Annotated in this window: 14 protein-coding genes; 13 read left to right on the top strand and 1 reads right to left on the bottom strand. The window is 40.5% G+C overall.

Annotated elements, in window-relative coordinates; genetic code table 11:
- Positions 1-7: 7 nt before the first annotated feature.
- The 5 genes from GPW69_RS02310 to GPW69_RS02330 all read left to right on the top strand — a co-directional run bounded on the left by GPW69_RS02310 (position 8) and on the right by GPW69_RS02330 (position 6,829).
- Positions 8-397: a VOC family protein gene (locus GPW69_RS02310; protein WP_074391577.1), complete on the top strand. Its 390-nt coding sequence runs from the start codon at positions 8-10 to the stop codon at positions 395-397.
- The gene (locus tag GPW69_RS02315; protein ID WP_074391576.1) at positions 394-969 is read left to right on the top strand and encodes a shikimate kinase; all 576 of its coding nucleotides are present in this window, start codon (positions 394-396) and stop codon (positions 967-969) included. Before GPW69_RS02310 ends, GPW69_RS02315 begins: the two co-directional genes overlap by 4 nt.
- Before the next feature lie 113 nt (positions 970-1,082).
- A complete protein-coding gene (locus GPW69_RS02320) occupies positions 1,083-3,734 on the top strand; it encodes a valine--tRNA ligase (protein ID WP_074391575.1) in 2,652 nt (883 codons plus the stop codon).
- An 80-nt stretch (positions 3,735-3,814) separates the two neighbouring features.
- Complete coding sequence (locus GPW69_RS02325) at positions 3,815-4,507, top strand: hypothetical protein (protein WP_024389434.1); 693 nt, start codon at positions 3,815-3,817, stop codon at positions 4,505-4,507.
- 9 nt (positions 4,508-4,516) lie between these two features.
- Complete coding sequence (locus GPW69_RS02330) at positions 4,517-6,829, top strand: DEAD/DEAH box helicase (RefSeq protein ID WP_074391574.1); 2,313 nt, start codon at positions 4,517-4,519, stop codon at positions 6,827-6,829.
- Between the two features lie 46 nt (positions 6,830-6,875).
- Here the strand turns inward: GPW69_RS02330 and dcm are convergent, their stop codons facing one another.
- Positions 6,876-8,141 (bottom strand): DNA (cytosine-5-)-methyltransferase, encoded by a 1,266-nt coding sequence (gene dcm / locus GPW69_RS02335; RefSeq protein WP_024389432.1) that lies wholly within the window; start codon positions 8,139-8,141, stop codon positions 6,876-6,878.
- Between the two features lie 111 nt (positions 8,142-8,252).
- Between dcm and GPW69_RS02340 the strand changes: the two genes are divergently transcribed.
- The 8 genes from GPW69_RS02340 to GPW69_RS02375 all read left to right on the top strand — a co-directional run bounded on the left by GPW69_RS02340 (position 8,253) and on the right by GPW69_RS02375 (position 17,787).
- The gene (locus GPW69_RS02340; RefSeq protein ID WP_024389431.1) at positions 8,253-9,743 is read left to right on the top strand and encodes a Sau3AI family type II restriction endonuclease; all 1,491 of its coding nucleotides are present in this window, start codon (positions 8,253-8,255) and stop codon (positions 9,741-9,743) included.
- 20 nt (positions 9,744-9,763) lie between these two features.
- The gene (locus tag GPW69_RS02345) at positions 9,764-10,822 is read left to right on the top strand and encodes an MmcQ/YjbR family DNA-binding protein (protein WP_074391573.1); all 1,059 of its coding nucleotides are present in this window, start codon (positions 9,764-9,766) and stop codon (positions 10,820-10,822) included.
- 82 nt (positions 10,823-10,904) lie between these two features.
- A complete protein-coding gene (gene asnA / locus GPW69_RS02350) occupies positions 10,905-11,897 on the top strand; it encodes an aspartate--ammonia ligase (RefSeq protein WP_044678118.1) in 993 nt (330 codons plus the stop codon).
- 132 nt (positions 11,898-12,029) lie between these two features.
- A complete protein-coding gene (typA, locus tag GPW69_RS02355) occupies positions 12,030-13,877 on the top strand; it encodes a translational GTPase TypA (RefSeq protein WP_009909450.1) in 1,848 nt (615 codons plus the stop codon).
- A gap of 17 nt (positions 13,878-13,894) precedes the next feature.
- Positions 13,895-14,185 carry a DUF3165 family protein gene (locus GPW69_RS02360; RefSeq protein ID WP_024399526.1) on the top strand — a complete coding sequence of 97 codons (291 nt, stop codon included), beginning with the start codon at positions 13,895-13,897 and terminating at the stop codon, positions 14,183-14,185.
- 97 nt (positions 14,186-14,282) lie between these two features.
- Positions 14,283-15,632 (top strand): UDP-N-acetylmuramoyl-L-alanine--D-glutamate ligase, encoded by a 1,350-nt coding sequence (gene murD / locus GPW69_RS02365; protein WP_074391572.1) that lies wholly within the window; start codon positions 14,283-14,285, stop codon positions 15,630-15,632.
- A gap of 2 nt (positions 15,633-15,634) precedes the next feature.
- The gene (locus GPW69_RS02370; protein WP_032500041.1) at positions 15,635-16,699 is read left to right on the top strand and encodes a UDP-N-acetylglucosamine--N-acetylmuramyl-(pentapeptide) pyrophosphoryl-undecaprenol N-acetylglucosamine transferase; all 1,065 of its coding nucleotides are present in this window, start codon (positions 15,635-15,637) and stop codon (positions 16,697-16,699) included.
- A 5-nt stretch (positions 16,700-16,704) separates the two neighbouring features.
- The gene (locus GPW69_RS02375; RefSeq protein ID WP_074391571.1) at positions 16,705-17,787 is read left to right on the top strand and encodes a cell division protein FtsQ/DivIB; all 1,083 of its coding nucleotides are present in this window, start codon (positions 16,705-16,707) and stop codon (positions 17,785-17,787) included.
- The last annotated feature ends 53 nt before the right edge of the window (positions 17,788-17,840 follow it).

Here is a 17,840-nt window from a genome sequence, read left to right on the forward strand (position 1 = left end):
AGAAGATATGCTACATCATGTTGAAATATATGTTTCAGACTTGGAAACCTCACGTGCATTTTACGATTTTCTTCTGACCAAGCTGGGCTACTCGCTCTATCAGGAGTGGGAGGACGGGCTGTCTTATAAAAAAGCAGAGCAGTACCTGGTCTTTGTCCAAACGCCAAAGGACTTCCTAGAGGCAGGTTATCACCGGTGCCGAACAGGTCTCAATCATCTAGCCTTTCATGCGGGCACACCTGATGAGATTGACCAATGGCGGAAGGAATTTTTGACCAGACGAGTCAAATTGCTCTACGACGACCGCTATCCCCATGCAGGAGGACCAAACCACTATGCCCTCTATCTAGAAGACCCAGATGGGATAAAGATAGAGTTGGTGGGGGAGGCAGTATGAATCTAATTATTATTGGAGCACAAGCTTCTGGCAAGATGACCGTTGGGCAGGAAGTTGCGAAATTGACAGGGATGACACTCTTTCATAATCATGATTCGATTGATTTTAGCCTACGATTTATCCCAGAATTTTCTGAGGATATGTTCGATCTCAATACACGTATTACATTTGCTGTTTATGATGTGTTTGCTAGTTCAGGCCGCCCACTGATTGGAACTGCCCTGATTAATTTTAAAAATCCCATAGATGTTCAATTTCTTACAACAGTTCAGACGATTTTTCATCATCGTGGTCAGGAAATTTTATTTGTTGAATTGGAAACTACTTTAGATGAACGTCTGCGGCGTAATCGGACAGAAAATCGACTGACCCATAAACCTTTGAAACGAAACATTGAAGTTTCAGAGGCTGAGATTCTTTCTACAGCTGATACATGTCAATATACCTCATTAGGCATTCCAGAGGGCATTCAGCATTATCTCAAAATTAATAATACCCATCTTTCTGCTAATGACGTAGCTCAACTGATTATCCAAAAAATGGAAGAGCTTGAGCAAGAACAAACGAAATAGCCAGCCCAAAGGACTGACTATTTCTAGGAAATTATATGAAAAAGAATTGGGCTATTTCTAGCTTGAGGATAGTATAAACCAATTTTCTTAAAGAATACTAAAGGAGAAAAATAATGTCAAAAGAATTATCACCAAAATACAATCCAGCCGAGGTTGAGGCTGGTCGTTACCAGACTTGGTTGGACCAAGATGTCTTTAAGCCGTCAGGCGATGCGGAGGCCAAGCCTTATTCGATCGTCATTCCGCCTCCAAACGTAACAGGTAAGTTGCACCTGGGGCACGCTTGGGATACTACCCTTCAAGACATCATCATCCGTCAGAAGCGGATGCAGGGCTTTGACACCCTCTGGCTTCCAGGTATGGACCACGCGGGGATTGCCACTCAGGCTAAGGTTGAGGAACGCTTGCGTGAGCAAGGTGTGACCCGTTATGACTTGGGTCGTGAAAAATTCCTCGATAAAGTCTGGGAATGGAAAGATGAATATGCTACAACCATCAAGGAGCAATGGGGTAAACTAGGTTTATCTGTGGATTATTCACGTGAACGTTTCACACTTGATGAAGGCTTGTCAAAAGCTGTTCGTAAGGTCTTTGTAGAACTCTACAAAAAAGGCTGGATCTACCGTGGCGAATTTATCATCAACTGGGACCCAGCGGCTCGCACAGCCCTTTCAGATATTGAAGTGATTCACAAGGACGTAGAAGGTGCCTTCTACCACATGAATTACATGTTGGAAGACGGCTCTCGTGCCCTTCAAGTTGCGACAACTCGTCCTGAAACCATGTTCGGTGACGTTGCGGTGGCGGTTAACCCAGAAGACCCACGTTACAAGGACTTGATTGGCAAAAACGTTATCCTGCCAATCGTTAACAAGTTAATTCCAATCGTTGCGGATGAACACGCAGACCCAGAATTTGGTACAGGGGTTGTGAAAATTACACCTGCCCACGATCCAAATGACTTCCTCGTAGGTCAACGCCACAATCTACCACAAGTCAACGTTATGAACGACGACGGTACCATGAACGAGTTGGCGGGTGAATTTGCAGGTATGGACCGCTTTGAAGCCCGTAAAGCAACGGTTGCGAAGTTGCAAGAACTGGGTGCCCTTGTGGAAATCGAAAACCGTGTGCATTCAGTTGGTCACTCTGAGCGTACAGGTGTGGTAGTCGAGCCACGCTTGTCAACTCAATGGTTTGTCAAAATGGACCAATTGGCTAAGAATGCCATTGCCAACCAAGACACAGCTGATAAGGTAGAATTTTACCCACCACGTTTCAACGATACCTTCCTACAATGGATGGAAAATGTACACGACTGGGTTATCTCGCGTCAGCTTTGGTGGGGCCATCAGATTCCAGCATGGTATAACGAATCTGGCGAAATGTACGTCGGAGAAGAGGCTCCAGCAGGTGACGGTTGGGTACAGGATGAGGATGTCCTAGATACCTGGTTCAGCTCTGCCCTTTGGCCATTCTCAACCATGGGCTGGCCTGACGAAAATGCGGCGGACTTCCAGCGTTACTTCCCAACTTCAACCTTGGTAACGGGCTACGACATCATCTTCTTCTGGGTGTCTCGTATGATTTTCCAATCGCTTGAGTTCACAGGCCGTCAGCCATTCAAGAACGTGCTGATCCACGGTTTGATCCGTGACGAAGAAGGTCGCAAGATGTCCAAGTCGCTTGGAAACGGGATTGACCCAATGGATGTTATTGAGAAATACGGTGCGGATGCTTTGCGTTGGTTCTTGTCAAACGGCTCTGCCCCTGGTCAAGATGTTCGCTTCTCTTATGAGAAGATGGACGCGTCTTGGAACTTCATCAACAAGATTTGGAACATTTCCCGCTATATCCTCATGAACAATGAAGGTTTGACCTTGGATGCGGCGCGTGAGAATGTCGCCAAAGTCGCAGCTGGTGAGGCTGGTAATGTGACGGATCGCTGGATTCTCCACAACCTCAACGAAACCATTGCCAAGGTCACTGAAAACTTCGACAAATTCGAGTTTGGTGTGGCTGGTCACATCCTCTACAACTTCATCTGGGAAGAGTTCGCCAACTGGTATATCGAGCTGACCAAGGAGGTGCTCTACAGCGACAACGAGGCTGAGAAAGTCATGACCCGCTCTGTCCTTCTCTACACGCTGGACCAAATCCTTCGCCTCCTCCACCCAATCATGCCGTTTGTGACGGAAGAAATCTACGCTCAGTACGCAGAGGGCTCTATCGTGGTGGCAGCTTACCCTGTTGTCAACCCAGCCTTTGAAAATGCGGAAGCCCACAAGGGAGTGGAAAGCCTTAAGGACTTGATTCGTTCGGTGCGAAATAGTAGAGCAGAAGTGAATGTTGCGCCATCTAAGCCGATTACCATCTTGATTAAGACAGCGGATGCTGAGCTTGAAACCTTCTTCAAGGCAAATGAAAACTACATTCGACGCTTCACAAATCCAGAACATCTGGAAATCAGCTCAAGCATTGCTGCACTAGAATTAGCCATGTCAGCCGTTATCACCGGTGCTGAAATCTTCTTGCCACTAGCCGACCTCCTCAACGTCGAAGAAGAGTTGGCTCGACTAGACAAAGAACTAGCCAAATGGCAAAAAGAACTAGACATGGTCGGCAAAAAACTCAGCAACGAACGCTTCGTCGCCAACGCCAAACCAGAAGTCGTTGAAAAAGAAAAAGAAAAACAAGCCGACTACCAAGCAAAATATGATGCGACAGTAGCGCGGATTGAAGAGATGAAGAAGTTGGTTAAATAAGCTAATATAAACAGATTCCCAGCCTAAAAGGGCTGGGTTTTGTGGTATAATGGGGATATTATAATAGCTTAAGGAGTTTTATGGTTAAGGTTATCTCAAATACACGGCTAACATCACTCGGATATCCTCATATTACCTTTTTGCGCATAGATCCGGAAGATATAAGTATTACAATAAGAGATATCATAGAGCATTTTCAAGATATATCGTGGATTAATAGATTTGATGAAGATTACATAAAGTTGAGTTTTTCGGCTAGAACTACTCGTACTGTTGAAAACTTAAAGACCAGACTTGAAAGTGGTTCACAGGATACAATCACAACTGAAATAGGAGAAACAGTTGTATCTGAATTATCTCGTTCGGCGATAATAAGTGAACTTGGACACTCTGACATCCCTTTAGCAGAATTTATTAAGCAGAAGATTGCTGGAAATCCAGGATTTGACTTCTTCTCTGAAATGAATGGAAAATATATTATTTTTGGAGAAGCTAAGTATGTAAAAGATACGAATGCCTATGGTAAAGCAATGAAACAAGTTGATAAATTTATCACCGAAGAGAGAGATAGGTCTGATTTATTAGATATTAGAGATTTTGTTACGAGAGAGAGTTTAAATAATGCCGCATTAGGTAGTAGAGCTTTTGCTTGTGGATTTTCTAGTACAAAAATTGATGATGATACTTTGATTTCGAATATTACTAAAAATAAATATTTTCAAACACTTTCTCAGCATATTGAAGTAATCTATATTGCAATTAATACATTTTAGAGGTTAGGTATGGAAAATGTGATTAGAAATATAAAGAGAGGCGAAAAGCTTCAAAATATCCTTGAAAGTACGATGCAATCACTCTATATAAACGGACCTATAAATACGACTGATTTAGAAATATTATGTTATTTTAAAATATATCAACCCGAAATGTTTGAAGAGATAGAACATATGGTTATTAAGTATATGGGCTTGCATTATAAAGAATTAGAAACAGAGTCATTACCAGAAATTATTTTTGGAATGTATCAGAAATATATTCAAGAAAGGTTTGGTGAACTTTTCACTCCTGTCCAAGCTAAGATAATCGAGGGAATCGAAAGCAGTAAATGTTTCAGTTTTTCTGCACCAACTAGCACAGGGAAATCATATGTATTTCGGAGGATAATTGAACAGTCAAGTAAAGATATAGTAATAGTTGTGCCGTCAAGAGCCTTAATTAACGAGTACTATATGAATTTGAAAAATACTCTAAAAGAAAAAACAATAAACTTACTCACCTTTGTGGAGCGTATTAATGTTCTACATGCAGAACGGAATATCTTTATTCTCACTCCCGAAAGATGTAAAGATTTATTCAAAATCCATAACTTATTTGATATTGAATTTATTCTTTTTGACGAAGCTCAGTTAGGTGATGAAGAAAGTGCTCGCGGACTATATTTTGATAGTATCATCAGAAGGAGTCAAAAAGCATTTCCTTCGGTTAAGTATATTTTTGCACATCCATTTATTAGTAATCCTGAAGCTCAAATTCAAAAAAATCATTTTGAAAAAAGGACATCAAAATTTGAAAACTTTAAACTAAAAAATGTTGGACAGATTTATTATGCACAAAACGAAGATGGAAGTTATTCTCATTTTGGCATAGAGAAATCTGTAATGGGAAAGACTAAAGTCGAATGCGATTATGATCCGATAGAGAAAGTTTTAATAAATGGTGGGAGTGTTTTAATATATTCAACGAAAACAAGTATTGTTGGTCAAAGCGTATTAGATGAATTTTCAAAGTATACGGAACTCTGTCATGAAATTTCTGACCCAGCTCCTTTGGAACTAATAAATGAAATTTCTTTTTTGATGGGAGGTAATGATATAAATGGAGATGATAGGTATTCGGAACTGATCCATTTTCTAAAGCGTGGAATTGTTATGCACCATGGCTCCCTACCGCTTGATGTTAGGTTGCTGATAGAGAAGTTTACTAGATTAGGTTTTTGTAAAATATGTTTTGCGACCTCTACCTTGGAACAAGGTATAAACATGCCATTTGACTTGGTATTTTTAAATACTTTTCCAGCTTCGAAAACTTTATCCATTAAAAATTTAATTGGTAGAGCAGGAAGGAGCTCAGTAGAAAAGAAATTTGATTATGGAGAAATAGTCATTAAGAAGCGAGATATGTCAAAATTTAGAACTATCATGAAAGGAGAAGTAAGCTTACAGACGGTTTCCTTGTTAGAAAAAGAATTGCCAGAAAAACTTAGTGATTTGGAAGACTTTAAAAATTCGATGCTGGAAGGAACCTACTCTGATGAGTATAATTTGACTCTAAATCAGTTGGAGAATTTGCAAAATATTGACAGTTTTAACTTAGCTAAAGCAATTTTAGATATAATTTTTGTTAATGGAAATCTTAAGCCGTTGAAAGAATTTGATAGTAGGGTGATTTCGGAATGTTTCCAAATGATTTATAGTATTTTCTTACGACGAGAATTATCTAAAGGAGAATCGGCAGTAATAAATTCAGCAATACAAATTATGATTTGGAAAATTTATGGGAAGACCTTTAAAGAAATTTGTTTTTATAGGTATGCTTATATTAGTCAGAAACAAGAGCGAGATTGGTTAAGTAAACTAGGAACAAAATCTGCAATTCAAAGTCTGGAAAAATTAGAAACTAAGTTCACGATGCCATTTAATGATATACCAAATAAGAATTTAGAAGCATTCTCATTATTTCCTCAAGGAACTAAGGCAGTTGGAGTAAGTTATGACTTAATTGTTTTTGATACTTATGACTACCTTGATAAAATAATCAGTTTCAGATTAATTGATATCATTACTGCGGTATTCGACAAGTATTTTCAGAAAACTGAAGATGAGAGAGCTATTAGTATGATTAATCTAATTCAGTATGGTACTATTGATGATAAAGAGATTTGGTTACTTAAATATGGTTTTACTTTTGAAGAAATTGAATGGATGAAACCTTATGTATTGAATATAGATGAGAATCAGATAAAGTTTGATACAAAAATAATGAAGGATAAACAGGATAAGAGGGATATTTTTGAAAGATATTATTTTGAAGATTGACTTATGATGAGACAAAATTAGTATTGTAAAAAACACTCAACTAATATTAGTCGAGTGTTTTTATATATTCCCCAATTTTTCGTACGATTTCAGTGACGAGGGCATTGCCCATAAAGAACATACGCATTTTATCAGATACATCTACAATGGATCCATCTGCTAATTTTTTCTGCTTAGTCCAATCGTCAGGAAAGTCCTGTAATCGTTCCGCCTCTACAGGTGTAATCAAACGGTATCGATTGTTCACATTGATAAAGTGAGTAGAGCGATTGACAGTTCCTTCGGAAGTCAACATCGTTCGTCCAGGCAGGTTTAGGTCGTCAGTCGGCGACATTCCACCTTCGGAATAGGTATAGGTGTGACCATCTGCCGAAGTTCTTTCGATTTTTTTAGGGCCTCGTAGATATTGGAATTTTTCTAACTTAGCTGGGTCGTTCAAAAAGTATTTTTCAGGCACATCTTTTTCATCCTGTAGGATTTCTCCAAGAGTGATTGGTTGACCTTTATAGTCGCATTGAGTATCGACGGAATAGTATTTTCCGTGTCTCATCACGCCAGTATTCCAAACTGTTCCTGTGAAGTTATCTGACACTTCAACAATATCATTCGCCAGTTCGTAGTAGACTTGGCGATTTTTTATTGGTGTTGATTTGATTGGGAACTGAGTGGCAAATAATCCTGAATGGAACAGATAGTCATCGTAGCGATTTTCGTTAAATACAGATTCAGTATTTTCAAATTGTTTGTCAAGTCTTTTTGCAAAAGTCGTGTCATTTCGATAAACAAAGAAGAAGACACGACGGCGACGTTGACTACGTCCGTATTCAGCAGCATTGATAACCCTCCACTCAACTGAGTAGCCGAGATTGTTAAACGCTGTCAACATGATTGCAAAGTCACGTCCTCTTTGTTTAGAAGGTGCTTTTAGAAGACGGTCAACGTTTTCTAAAATAAGATATTTAGGTTTGGTGATACGAGTAGCACGGATAATTTCCCAAAAGAGAACTCCTTTTTTTCCTTCAATCCCTTGTTCGTTCTTCTTGCTTCGTGCAACAGAATAGTCTTGGCAAGGAAAACCACCAACAATCATTTCGGGATTCATTTCAGCAAACTTTTCGTCAGAAATATCTGAGATACTAATATTGATGTTTTCACTGTCTGGGAAATGCAAATCATAAACTTCAAAAGCATCCTGTGATTTTCGAGCAGGCTCCCATTGATTTGCCCATTTTGTTTGGAAGTAATCTTTGTCAGCATTTTCAAGACCAATACGAAAACCGCCTACACCGGCAAAGAGTTCGAGAATATTCATTTTTTCTCCTCAAGTTTATTTAATACTCTCTATTATATCGTAAAAAACAATTTCGATCAAGGATTTTTATTTGATATAATAGAGCTATAGGAATTTAGTAGGAAATTTTATATGGAAAAACACTTATTCAATTATGATGAAACAGATATTCAAAGTATTCTTGATTATTCTCAACATTTACTAGATAGGTCGCTTGGCGAAATTATTGCTGAATACCAAGTTTCGCCTTATAAAACTTATCGAGATTTTCAAGATGGTACAATCTCAGAAATTGTTGATAAAGAAATCAGTATGAAGTCAAAAGGGCAATATGGCAATTATATAGAAAAATACTTTTATGGCTATCAACCTAATAGTGACTCAGCTGCTGATTTTGACAAAGTCGGGGTTGAATTAAAAGTAACGCCTTTTAAAGTGAACAAGAATGGAACAATTAGTGCAAAAGAGCGATTAGTTTTAACGATATTAAACTATATGGAAGAAAATCTAGATGACTTTTACTCCACTCATCTATGGCAAAAATGCTCTAAAATACTCCTGCTGTTCTACAATGGCCTCATTCCAGGTCAAACCATGTCAGACTATATCATTGAAAAAGTCTTTTTGTATGAATGGTTTGAAGAGGACATGGAGGTCATTCTTGAGGATTATAATCGTATTGTAGAAAAGATTAAGCAAGGTAAAGCACATGAACTGTCCGAATCAGATGGGAACTATTTATCTACCTGTACTAAAGGTGCAGGGAAAGGAAAAGATTTTAGAAGCCAGCCTTTTAGTGATACTCTTGCAAAACAAAGGGCTTGGGAGCTGAAATCAAGCTACATGACCTACTTGATTAATCACAAGATATTTAATCAAGTTGATCAAGAAAGTATATTAGCAACTGCCAGAGGCGAGAAAAAATCATTTACACAGGTTATTGCAGACAAAATTTTAGCCTATAAAGGATTTTCTGAGGAAGAATTATATAGTCGATTTGACGTGAATCCTAGAGCAAAAGGTAAAAATAGCACTCTGGTTAGAAATATATTGGGGCTGACTGGAGACCTTGAAAAGACACAAGAATTTCAAAAAGCCAATATGAATTTACGCGTTATTCGTGTAGATAAAAATGGGCTACCAAAAGAGGACTCTCCGTTTAAGACTTATCAATTTGAAGAATTGGCTAGGAATGATGTCTGGGAGGAATCGCATCCATTTTTGGAAATTTGCAATAAACGGTTTTTATTTGTCATTTTTAAAGAAGTATCGGATAAATTATTTGTATTGGATAGTATCAAATTTTGGGGATTTCCAGACAGGTTAGTTCCTGAGGTTCAACGAGTTTGGAATGAAACACGAAATATCATTCGAGATGGAGTTGAATTGAAGCTAAATGGTAATAAAGTCTCGACAAACTTTCCTCAAAGTAAAGTCAATACAATTTTATTTACAAAAATTCATGCACAAAATACCTACTACGAAATTAGACCTAATGAATTTGTTGGTAAGGGTAAATTATCAGATACTGACAAATTACCCGATGGTAGAAGAATTACAAAACACTCATTTTGGATTCCTAAAAAATTTTTGAAAGAGGTATTACTAGGTGAGTGGGATTAATTATTTAGTGAAAGGCATCTATGAACAAAACCAATTTTTATCAACCCAACCTCCCCTCCCTCATCCCTTTCGGTTTCATCTTTGCCGACAATCGGTACACCTACCGTGAGGTGTTCATGGAGGGGCAGTTTGAGGCGGTGGTGGAGGTTGACGAGGCTGGTCAGCTGGCGTCCTTTGTCTGGGATTGTGAGATGGAGGAGGTATATACCGCCCATCTGGTGACTGCGCCAGCTGGGGCTTTTGTGGGGCAGGTGCGTGAGACTTATCAGTCCATTTTGGATCGAGTAGAGGAGGCTTGTTGTATTGCTCTGCCATTTTCCAAGGTCCAAAGCAACCGCCTAGCCCAGCTCATCAAGGAGAAGTGGGGAGACCTTCCTGATTATCCCTTTGCCAAGTCGCCGACCTATGGGGCCTTTCGCCACCCCGCCAATAACAAGTGGTACGCCTTGGTCAGTCAGATTCCGAGAGATAAGTTGGATGGGAGTGGGTCGCAGGAGCTGGTGGAGATTGTCAATCTCAAGGTTGACGGTCGGGAAATAGCAGAGCTGCTGAGTCAGTCGGGCATCTACCCTGCCTACCATATGTCAAAGAAGGCCTGGGTGTCGGTCTTGCTGGATGAGACTGTGGAGGACCAGGCGATTTTGGCCCTCCTTGAGAAAAGTCGCTATCAGGTAGGTCCCAAATCCTACAAGGCGGAGCAAGGGCCTGATTACTGGGTTATTCCAGCCAATCCAAAGGTCTATGATATTGATACCGAGTTTGCGAAAAATAAGGTAGTCTATTGGCCGCAAAAATCAACCATTCAAGCTGGGGACATCGTAGCCATCTACGTGACGGCGCCTGTACAGGCTATTCGCTATGTCTGCCGTGTCTTAGGAGCAAATTTAGAAAATCAGGGTGAATCAGACATTCCTACAGAAAAGAAACTGATGCAGGTGGAATTGCTCGCTCAGTTTTCCGATGATGTTTTGCCGAGAGCGCGCATGATGGATTTGGGAGTCAGGGCGGTGCGTGGTCCGAGACGCTTGACAGAGGGTGTGATAGAAGTACTGACATCCGAAGTGAAAAACCTCCATTAAATTATCAGAATATTTAATAAAAAGACTTTACAAGTAGGTAAAAAAGAGTATAATAAGGTGTATAAATTTAAGGAGGTAAGGTATGAAGAAAAGCTTCATTCATCAGCAAGAGGAGATTTCTTTCGTCAAAAATACATTTACACAGTATTTGAAAGACAAGCTAGAAATCGTAGAAGTGCAAGGACCGATTTTGAGTCGTGTCGGGGATGGTATGCAGGATAATTTGTCCGGTGTGGAGAATGCGGTTACTGTTAATGTGAAGTTGATTCCAGATGCGACCTATGAAGTGGTTCACTCACTTGCTAAGTGGAAGCGCCATACCTTGGCTCGTTTCGGTTTTAATGAGGGAGAAGGGCTCTTTGTTCACATGAAGGCTCTTCGTCCTGACGAGGATTCCTTGGATCCCATTCACTCAGTATACGTGGATCAATGGGACTGGGAGAAGGTCATCCCTGATGGTCGTCGCAACTTGGCTTATTTGAAGGAAACGGTTGAACAAATCTATAAGGCCATTCGATTGACTGAGCTTGCAGTTGAAGCACGCTACGATATCGAATCTGTCTTACCGAAGAAGATTACCTTTATTCACACAGAAGACTTGGTGAAAAATTTCCCAGACTTTACACCAAAAGAGCGTGAGAATGTGGTTGCCAAAGAATACGGCGCAGTTTTCCTAATCGGTATTGGTGGTGAACTGGCAGACGGTAAACCACATGATGGACGCGCCCCAGACTATGATGACTGGACAAGCCCATCAGAAGCAGGCTATAAAGGACTCAATGGAGACATCTTGGTTTGGAACGAAGCACTTGGTTCAGCATTTGAGTTGTCCTCAATGGGGATTCGTGTGGATGAAGAAGCGCTGAAGCGCCAGGTTGCTATTACAGGCGACGAGGACCGTTTGGAATTTGATTGGCATCGTGCCCTTTTGAATGGACTCTTCCCGCTGTCTATCGGTGGTGGTATTGGTCAATCCCGTTTGGCCATGTTCTTGCTTCGTAAGAAACATATCGGTGAAGTGCAGTCCAGTGTTTGGCCGCAAGATGTACGCGATAATTTTGAGAACATTTTATAAGAGATTGGCTTCAATCTCTTTTCTTCTGCTTTCAATCTGCTATCTGAAAACATTTACAACAAGATTATCTGTGATTTTTACGCCAATCTATGATATACTTTTTTAGTTAAATTAAAATATACAGAGGATATTATGACAAAACTTAGAGAAGACATCCGTAACGTAGCCATTATTGCCCACGTTGACCACGGAAAAACAACCCTCGTTGATGAATTATTGAAACAATCCCAAACACTTGATGAGCGTACGCAATTGGATGAGCGTGCCATGGACTCAAATGACATCGAAAAAGAGCGTGGTATCACCATCCTTGCAAAAAATACTGCCGTAGCTTATAACGGTACTCGTATCAACATCATGGACACACCAGGACACGCAGACTTCGGTGGTGAGGTTGAGCGTATTATGAAAATGGTTGACGGTGTTGTGCTTGTCGTGGATGCTTACGAAGGGACTATGCCACAGACTCGTTTTGTATTGAAAAAAGCCCTTGAGCAAAACTTGACTCCAATCGTGGTTGTTAACAAGATTGACAAACCATCTGCTCGTCCAGAAGAAGTTGTAGATGAAGTGCTTGAACTCTTCATCGAATTGGGTGCAGATGATGACCAGTTGGAATTCCCAGTGGTTTACGCATCAGCTATCAACGGTACTTCATCTTTGTCTGACAATCCAGCAGACCAAGAAGAAACAATGGCACCAATTTTCGACACCATCATCGAGCATATCCCTGCACCAGTGGATAACTCAGATGAGCCTTTGCAGTTCCAAGTATCCCTTTTGGACTACAACGACTTCGTAGGTCGTATCGGTATCGGTCGTGTCTTCCGTGGTACTGTTAAAGTTGGTGACCAAGTTACCCTTTCTAAACTAGATGGCACAACGAAAAACTTCCGCGTTACAAAACTCTTTGGTTTCTTCGGTCTTGAGCGTAAAGAAATCCAAGAAGCAAAAGCTGGTGACTTGATTGCCGTTTCTGGTATGGAAGACATCTTCGTTGGTGAAACTGTGACTCCGACAGATGCAGTTGAGGCACTTCCAGTTCTTCGTATCGATGAGCCAACTCTTCAAATGACTTTCTTGGTGAACAACTCACCATTTGCAGGTCGTGAAGGTAAATGGGTGACATCTCGTAAGATTGAAGAGCGCCTTTTGGCTGAGTTGCAAACGGACGTTTCTCTCCGTGTTGACCCTACTGACTCTCCAGATAAATGGACTGTTTCAGGTCGTGGTGAATTGCACTTGTCTATCTTGATTGAAACCATGCGTCGTGAAGGCTATGAGCTTCAAGTATCACGTCCAGAAGTTATCATCAAGGAAATCGACGGCGTGAAAATGGAGCCATTCGAGCGCGTGCAAATCGATACTCCAGAAGAATACCAAGGTTCTGTTATCCAATCCCTATCTGAGCGTAAGGGTGATATGTTGGATATGGTTGCGACAGGTAATGGTCAAACTCGTCTTGTTTTCCTAGTGCCTGCGCGTGGTCTGATTGGTTATTCAACAGAATTCCTTTCAATGACTCGTGGTTACGGTATCATGAACCATACTTTCGACCAATACTTGCCTGTTGTTCAAGGTGAGATCGGTGGTCGTCACCGTGGTGCCCTTGTCTCTATCGACCAAGGTAAGGCAACGACATACTCGATCATGCGTATCGAAGAGCGTGGTACCATCTTTGTTAACCCAGGTACGGAAGTGTACGAAGGAATGATTATCGGTGAAAACTCGCGTGAAAATGACTTGACAGTTAACATCACAACTGCAAAACAAATGACCAACGTTCGTTCAGCTACCAAAGACCAAACGTCTGTAATTAAGACACCACGTATCTTGACTCTTGAAGAATCACTAGAATTCTTGAATGATGATGAATACATGGAAGTAACGCCAGAATCTATCCGTCTTCGTAAGCAAATCTTGAACAAGGCAGAGCGTGATAAGGCTGCGAAGAAGAAAAAATTAGCGACTGAGGAATAATTTCTAGGAGAAGAAGCATGTTTTATTTAATCCTCGCCATCATGTTAGTACTTTTTTATATTTTTATTGCACCTCGCAATATTAAGGGGACTATGAATTTGATTGCGGCAGTATTTTTACTGGTAGCATTAGCAATTGCCTTGGTACTTGGATTTTTAAGAATCATGCAATTTTCAAAGGAAATTTGGGTTGGTCTACTAATGATTCTGATTGGTTTTTGGGCGATGCGGGATATTTATTATCTCGATAAAGAACCTAAAGACAGGCAGAGGAGAACAGAGCGACCTGGTCCTTATAGATATAGATGAAATTAACCGACGCTTTGCGTCGGTTTTTCTGTCCTCTGGCTTGAAAAAGGTCTTCGTAAAGGGTAAAATAAGGTGTTAGAAAGTAAAGGTAATTGAGATGAAGATGATTGATATTGTAAAAAATAAGAAAGTGTTAGTGCTAGGTTTAGCTAAATCAGGGGAATCCGCAGCCCGTCTCCTGGATAAATTGGGTGCTATCGTCACTGTTAACGATGGAAAGCCTTTTGAAGAAAATCCGACTGCTCAATCTTTGTTGGAAGATGGTATCCGTGTTATTTGCGGGAGCCATCCCTTGGAATTATTGGATGAAGATTTCGCTTTGATGGTAAAAAATCCAGGAATTCGCTATGATAATCCGATGGTTGAAAAAGCAATTGGAAAAGGAATTCCAGTATGGACAGAGGTTGAATTGGCCTACTTGGTATCAGATGCTCCAATCGTGGGGATTACAGGTTCGAACGGCAAGACAACCACAACGACCATGATTGCAGAAGTCTTGAATGCAGGAAATAAACCTGCAAAATTATGTGGAAATATTGGTTACCCAGCATCTTCAGTCGCTCAAACTGCAACTGCAGAGGATACCTTGGTCATGGAATTATCGTCTTTCCAGTTAATGGGGACAGAATCTTTCCGCCCGCATATCGCTGTTGTGACTAATCTTATTGCCAGTCATATTGATTATCATGGGACTTTTGAAGACTATGTAGCAGCAAAATGGATGATTCAGCGTCAGATGACGGCTGAGGATTTTGTGGTGCTCAATTTCAACCAGAAAGAAGCCAAGGAATTGGCTGGACAGACCAAAGCAACTGTAGTTCCCTTTTCAACACAGGAAGTGGTTGATGGAGCTTATTTGGCAGATGGAAAACTCTATTTCAAGGGTGAATACATCATGGATGCGGACCAAATTGGTGTTCCAGGTTCACACAATGTTGAAAATGCCTTGGCAACAATTGTGGTTGCAAAATTGTTGGGAGTAGATAATCAAGCCATTCAGGAAAGTTTGTCTGCCTTTGGAGGAGTCAAACACCGCCTGCAATTTGTAGGTGAGATCAAGGGCGTTTCCTTCTACAATGATAGTAAGTCTACCAATATCTTGGCGACTCAAAAAGCTCTTTCAGGGTTTGACAATAGCAAGGTCATTTTAATTGCAGGAGGCTTGGACCGTGGCAATGAATTTGATGAATTAGTCCCTGATTTGGTCGGACTAAAGAAAATGGTGATCCTTGGTCAATCAGCTCCCCGTGTTCAACGTGCAGCAGATAAGGCAGAAGTGGAAACGATAGAAGCTCTTGAAATTGCGGATGCGACTAGAAAAGCCTTTGCCATTGCAGAAAAAGGAGATATTGTCCTGTTAAGTCCAGCCAATGCAAGCTGGGATATGTATGCCAATTTTGAAGTGCGTGGCGACGTCTTCTTACAGACCTTTGAGGAGTTGAAATAATCATGAAAAAAATTGTTTTTACAGGCGGAGGGACTGTTGGGCACGTGACGCTCAATCTCCTTTTGATTCCGCGATTTTTGGAAGAAGGCTGGGAAGTCCACTATATTGGTGATGGGAACGGTATTGAACATGAGCAGGTTGTGAAATCAGGTTTAGATGTCCATTTTCATTCTATTTCGACTGGAAAATTGCGCCGCTATTTCTCTTTCCAAAATATGTTGGACGTGTTTAAAGTTGGTTTTGGTGTTCTTCAATCCTTGGCCATTATTGCAAAAATTCGTCCGCAAGCTCTTTTTTCAAAAGGTGGGTTTGTATCGGTTCCGCCAGTTATTGCGGCTAATTTGCTGCGGGTTCCGGTCTTTATCCATGAATCAGACTTAACAATGGGACTGGCCAATAAAATAGCCTATAAATTTGCGACAACCATGTATAGTACTTTTGAGCAACCTGCCAGCTTGACTAAAGTAAAACATGTTGGTGCGGTTACAAAAGTGGGGCAAACGAATGACAAAGTTACACCAATTCAGTTGCCAGAAATTCTCAGTCACTTCGATAAAAGTCTACCGACCTTACTGTTTGTAGGTGGTTCGGGCGGTGCTAAGGTCTTTAATGATTTAATCAGTCAGAATAGTGCTGCTCTGACCGAACGATTCAATATTATCAACTTGACAGGGGACAGTAGTCTCAACCAATTAGATAAAAACCTATATAGAGTTGACTATGTGACAGAACTTTATCAACCGTTGATGGATTTAGCGGATGTCGTTATTACCCGTGGTGGTTCCAATACTCTGTTTGAGTTGATTGCCATGCAACAACTCCATTTGATTGTGCCACTAGGACGGCAGGCCAGTCGAGGGGATCAGATTGAAAATGCTCTCTATGCAGAGAAAAAGGGATATTCTAAGCAGATTGATGAAAGTCAATTGACATTTGCCAGTCTGTTAGTAGAAGTTGATGAGCTATTGAAAAATAAGGAATTTTATATCCAAAACATGGCAAATTCTAATGAAATTCAGTCAGTAGATAGTTTTTACAATTTGCTTAGAGAAGATATGGGAAGGTAGGTTCTATGACGGAAAAAGATTCAAATGTAGAAGAATCAGTGCTAGAAGTGGAGCAGGCATCCCAAGTAGAATTGGATTCAGAACAAATTTCACCAGCGGAGAAAGAATCTGTATTAGCCGAAGAAAAAGGACTTTCTACGGATGTAGACATACCTGAGATGACTGCTCCGGATGATGAAAAAAGTGCCTTTTTCGAACAATGGAAAGCACGCCACCAAGCCTACCTTGCTCATAAAGATGAGGCAGATGTTCAGGCAGTTGACGAAGGGCAGACAGAACAGAAGAGCCCAAAAGCTAGAAAGAGTAAAAGAGTCCTTTTTCAGGGAATAAACAGAAGACAAGAGAGTCGGGAATCCAAAAAGGAAACAGAGAAAGAGGTTCAAACTTTAAAAGTTGATATTCCTTCCAAAGTAGTGTGGAAAGCCGTTCCAGTTCTTGTGGCGAGCTTGTTATTGGCAGCCTTGGCTCTGTATTTTATTTCTCCAACCAGCAAGAAAAAACAGATAGAGGTCGTTGGAAATGAGCGACTAACTGCTGAGCAAGTAGAAAATTATAGCCTTATCTCTCCAGATGATTACATTGTAACCATAGCTTTGCATGCAGATGCTTACGCAAAGAATATTAAGAAGAATAGTTCGTCTGTAGAGACTGCAACAATCAAGTTCCAGTTTCCAGCTACCTTTACGATTCAAATTAAAGAATACGCTATAATAGGCTACATTCAGCAACAAAGTCAGTGGTATCCAGTATTGTCTAGTGGAGAGGTTGGTGGAGAGTCGATTTCACAGGATTCCTTGCCAGAAGGCTACCCAACGATTAATTTATCCGACAAGGAATTAATCAAGGAACTGGCCATTGAATTGGGGAAAATAGATACAGGGATTCGTTCTGCTATTCAGACAATAAATTTAACGCCAAGTAAAGTGACCGCGGATTTGCTGACACTCAATATGGCAGATGGGAACACGGTTTTAGTTCCATTGAGTGAGATTAGTCAGAAGTTGCCTTACTATACAAAAATAGCGGCAGAAGTGACAGTTCCAACGACAATTGATATGGAAGTTGGTATTTATAGATATGCAAGCTAAAATAGATAATTTTGTAAAGAAAAAGTAATAAAAAAATCCTTTAAAAACACCAT

Origin of the sequence: Streptococcus suis (assembly GCF_902702775.1) — a bacterium.
GTDB classification, from domain to species: domain Bacteria; phylum Bacillota; class Bacilli; order Lactobacillales; family Streptococcaceae; genus Streptococcus; species Streptococcus hashimotonensis.